General features: G+C 62.7%; 3 protein-coding genes. 1 reads left to right on the top strand and 2 read right to left on the bottom strand.

Annotation, left to right across the window (positions count from 1 at the left end; all coding sequences use genetic code 11):
- A partial coding sequence (locus tag EN879_RS29465) for a dihydrodipicolinate synthase family protein (protein ID WP_164774652.1) occupies window positions 1-768 on the top strand: 768 nt, incomplete at its 5' end.
- Between the two features lie 14 nt (window positions 769-782).
- On the opposite strand, the gene EN879_RS29460 is transcribed toward EN879_RS29465, so the two are convergent.
- Window positions 783-1,529, bottom strand: coding sequence for an SDR family NAD(P)-dependent oxidoreductase (locus EN879_RS29460; RefSeq protein WP_013528170.1), 747 nt, complete (start codon window positions 1,527-1,529; stop codon window positions 783-785).
- Between the two features lie 66 nt (window positions 1,530-1,595).
- Entirely contained in the window at window positions 1,596-3,107 is a 1,512-nt protein-coding gene (locus tag EN879_RS29455) for an altronate dehydratase family protein (protein WP_063169852.1), read from the bottom strand.
- Between the last annotated feature and the right edge of the window lie 110 nt (window positions 3,108-3,217).

Below are 3,217 nucleotides of genomic sequence, written 5' to 3'. Positions count from 1 at the left end.
GCGGCGCTCGGCCTGACGACGGAAGTCGCCAAGCTGACCGAGGCCGAGCGCCGGACGATCATGGACTGGACGGCGGAAGATACGGCTGGAAAAGTGCCGCTTGCCTTCACCATCTTCGGCGCTTCGGTGGCTGAGCAGGTGGCACAGCTTCGCCATGCTGAAAGCGTGGGAGCGGATTGGGTGATCCTGCAGCCGCCGCCGGTCGGATCCTATGGTGCGCTGGAATACACCAGGTTCTTCGGCCGCGTCGCCGAGGCAACCGACCTGCCGGTGGCGATCCAGAACGCGCCGGCGTTTTTCGGGCGCGGCCTGTCATCGGACGAGATCCGCGAACTTGTCACGCTTCATCCCAACATAAGGCTGATCAAGGGCGAAGGCCCTGTCACCGACATTGCCGGATTGATCGAACGCACCGAAGGCCGGATACCCGTTTTCAACGGACGCGGCGGCCTTGAACTGATCGACAATTTCCGCATCGGTTGCCGCGGCATGATCCTGGCGCCTGATGGCATCGACCTCGCCGTGCGCGCCTACAATGCGTTTCGGATCGGTGACGAAGCGACGGCCGAGGCCGAGTACGCAAGAATGCTGCCGGCAGCGGTCTTCGTCATGCAGGGCATCGAGAACCTGATCTGCTACGGCAAGCGGCTGTTCGGCGCCCGCGCAGGCATCCCGATACACGACCGGGCTCCGGCGATGCGGCCCAACGAGACCGGCGTGGCGATGGTGGCGCGCTTTGCGGCTGGCCTCGGTCGGTTGCCTGGCTGAACGGCAACTGCCCTTCAATAGGTCGTCCGCCCACCCGACAGGTCGAACGTGGAGGCGGTCGTGAAACTGTTCTCCTTGGAGACGAGCCAGGCGACCATCGCCGCGGCTTCGTCGACCTCCAGCAGGCGGCCGCGCGGAATGCGCGAGCGCATATATTCGATGTGCTCCGGCGTCAGCTGTTCGAGGATGCGCGTCTGTGCCGTGGCCGGCGAGATGCAGTTCACGGCGATGTCGTACTGCGCCAGTTCCTTGCCGAGCGACTTGGTCAAGCCGATGACCGCCGCCTTCGAGGCTGAATAGGCGGAGGCGTTGGGGTTGCCCTCCTTGCCGGCGACCGAAGCGATGTTGACGATCCGTCCGTAATTGCGCTCCTTCATTCCGGGAACCACGGCGCGATTGACGTAGAACGTACCGTTTACGTTGACGTCGATGACCTTCTTCCACGTCTCGATGTCGTAGACGTCGAGCGGGGCGGCAGGGCCGGCAATTCCGGCGGAATTGACCAGAATGGAAATCTTGCCGGCCAGATCTTCGGTCCTGGCGCGCGCCGCGTCCACCGACGTCCAATCGGCGACGTCCACGATCTCTGTCGTGGCAGCGTTGCCGAGTTCCTTCTTGGCGGTTTCGAGGCGGGCCTCATCGAGATCCCACAAGCTGACCGTCGCGCCGGAAGCGACGAAACGCCTGGCCATCGCGAAGCCGAGGCCTTGGGCGCCACCGGTGACCACAGCGTGCTGGCCGTCAAGATCGATCCTGTTCATGTCGAGCGGTTCTTTCCGTTTGAGCTACTTCCGGGATAAAGGCCGGCCTGTGCAGGCCGGCGATCGCTACATGGTCGCGCCAAGGCTCCATGGCACGAACTCGTTGTCGCCATAGCCGAGCGCTTCCGACCTGGTGCGCCCGCCGGAAGCGACGCGCAGGATCTCGGCAAAGATCTCCTCGCCCTTCTCGGCCAGCGAGACGCCGTCCAGTATGTCTCCGCAATTGATATCCATGTCCTCGCGCATCTGCTCGAAGATGAAGCTGTTGGAGGCAAGCTTGATCGAGGGCGTCGGCTTGCAGCCGAAGGCCGAACCGCGGCCGGTGGTGAAGCACAATATGTTGGCGCCGCCGGCGACCTGCCCGGTGGCCGAGACCGGGTCGTAGCCGGGCGTATCCATGAAGACGAGGCCGCGCTCGTTGATCGGCTCGGCATATTCCAGCACCGCCCGCAGATTGGTGGTGCCGCCCTTGGCGGAAGCGCCGAGCGATTTCTCCAGGATGGTCGTCAACCCACCCAGCTTGTTGCCGGGCGAAGGGTTGTTGTTCATCTCCATGTCGTGCCTGGCGGTATAATCCTCCCACCAGCGGATGCGTTCGATCAGCTTTTCGCCCACCGCGCGGCTCTCGGCGCGCAAGGCGAGGAGATGTTCGGCGCCATAGATCTCGGGCGTCTCCGAGAGCACCGCCGTACCGCCTTGCCCGACAAGCAGGTCCACCGCAGCACCTAGTGCCGGATTGGCGCTGATGCCGGAGTAACCGTCCGATCCGCCGCATTGCAGCGCAAGCACCAGTTCGGAGGCTGGTTGCGGCGTCCTTTCGGCGGCGTTCACCGTAGGCAGCATGTCGACGATCGCCTTCACGCCAGCCTCGACCGTCTTTCGCGTACCGCCGGTTTCCTGGATGGTCATCGTGCGGAAAATCGTGCTCTCCTTGATGTTGTACGACTGCATCCAGCGTGGGATCTGGAACGCTTCGCAGCCGAGTCCGACCATCAGCACGCCGCCGATATTGGGGTTCGTGGCAAAGCCCCATTGCGTCCTTTTCAACAGGTCGTAAGCGGGACCCTTGGTGTCGATGCCGCAGCCAGTGCCGTGGACGAGTGCGATGATACCGTCGACATTGGGATAGTCGCGCAGGATGCCAGACCGGTTGACCTCGTCGGTGATGAACCGGGCGACGCTGGCAGAGCAGTTCACCGAGGTCAGGACGGCAATGAAGTTGCGCGTGCCCACCTTGCCGCTCGGCCGGCGGTAACCCATGAAAGTAGCGCGCTCGGCCTCGGCAACGATCTCGGTTTGCCTGGTATTCGTGCCGAAGACGTAGTCGCGTTCGAAATTTCGCAGATACACATTGTGCTCGTGAACCCAGTCGCCGGCGACGATTGGTTCCCGCGCAAAACCGATGGTCTGGCCGTATTTCACGATCGGCTGGTCCGAGCCGATGTCGCGCAAGGCCATTTTGTGCCCGCGCGGTATGCGTGCCCTGGCAGCCACGTCACCGGCTTTTTCGCCGATCTTCAACGGATCGACCGCCAGAAGAATGTTGTCGGCCCCCGAAAGCTTGATGAACCGCGCCATGACCCCATACTCTGAAAAAGTTCTCCGCGACAGGAGGTCGAGAGACAAGAAATGATTTGGAATACTAATATAATAGAATGTCAGAGGTCAAGGAGGTCAAGGCCGGAGAC

It is taken from the genome of Mesorhizobium sp. M7A.F.Ca.AU.002.02.1.1 (assembly GCF_003998535.1).
Taxonomy (GTDB): Bacteria; Pseudomonadota; Alphaproteobacteria; order Rhizobiales; family Rhizobiaceae; genus Mesorhizobium; species Mesorhizobium ciceri.
Note: the sequence above shows the minus strand (reverse complement) of the source record. Positions and strands in the feature narration are given on the sequence as shown.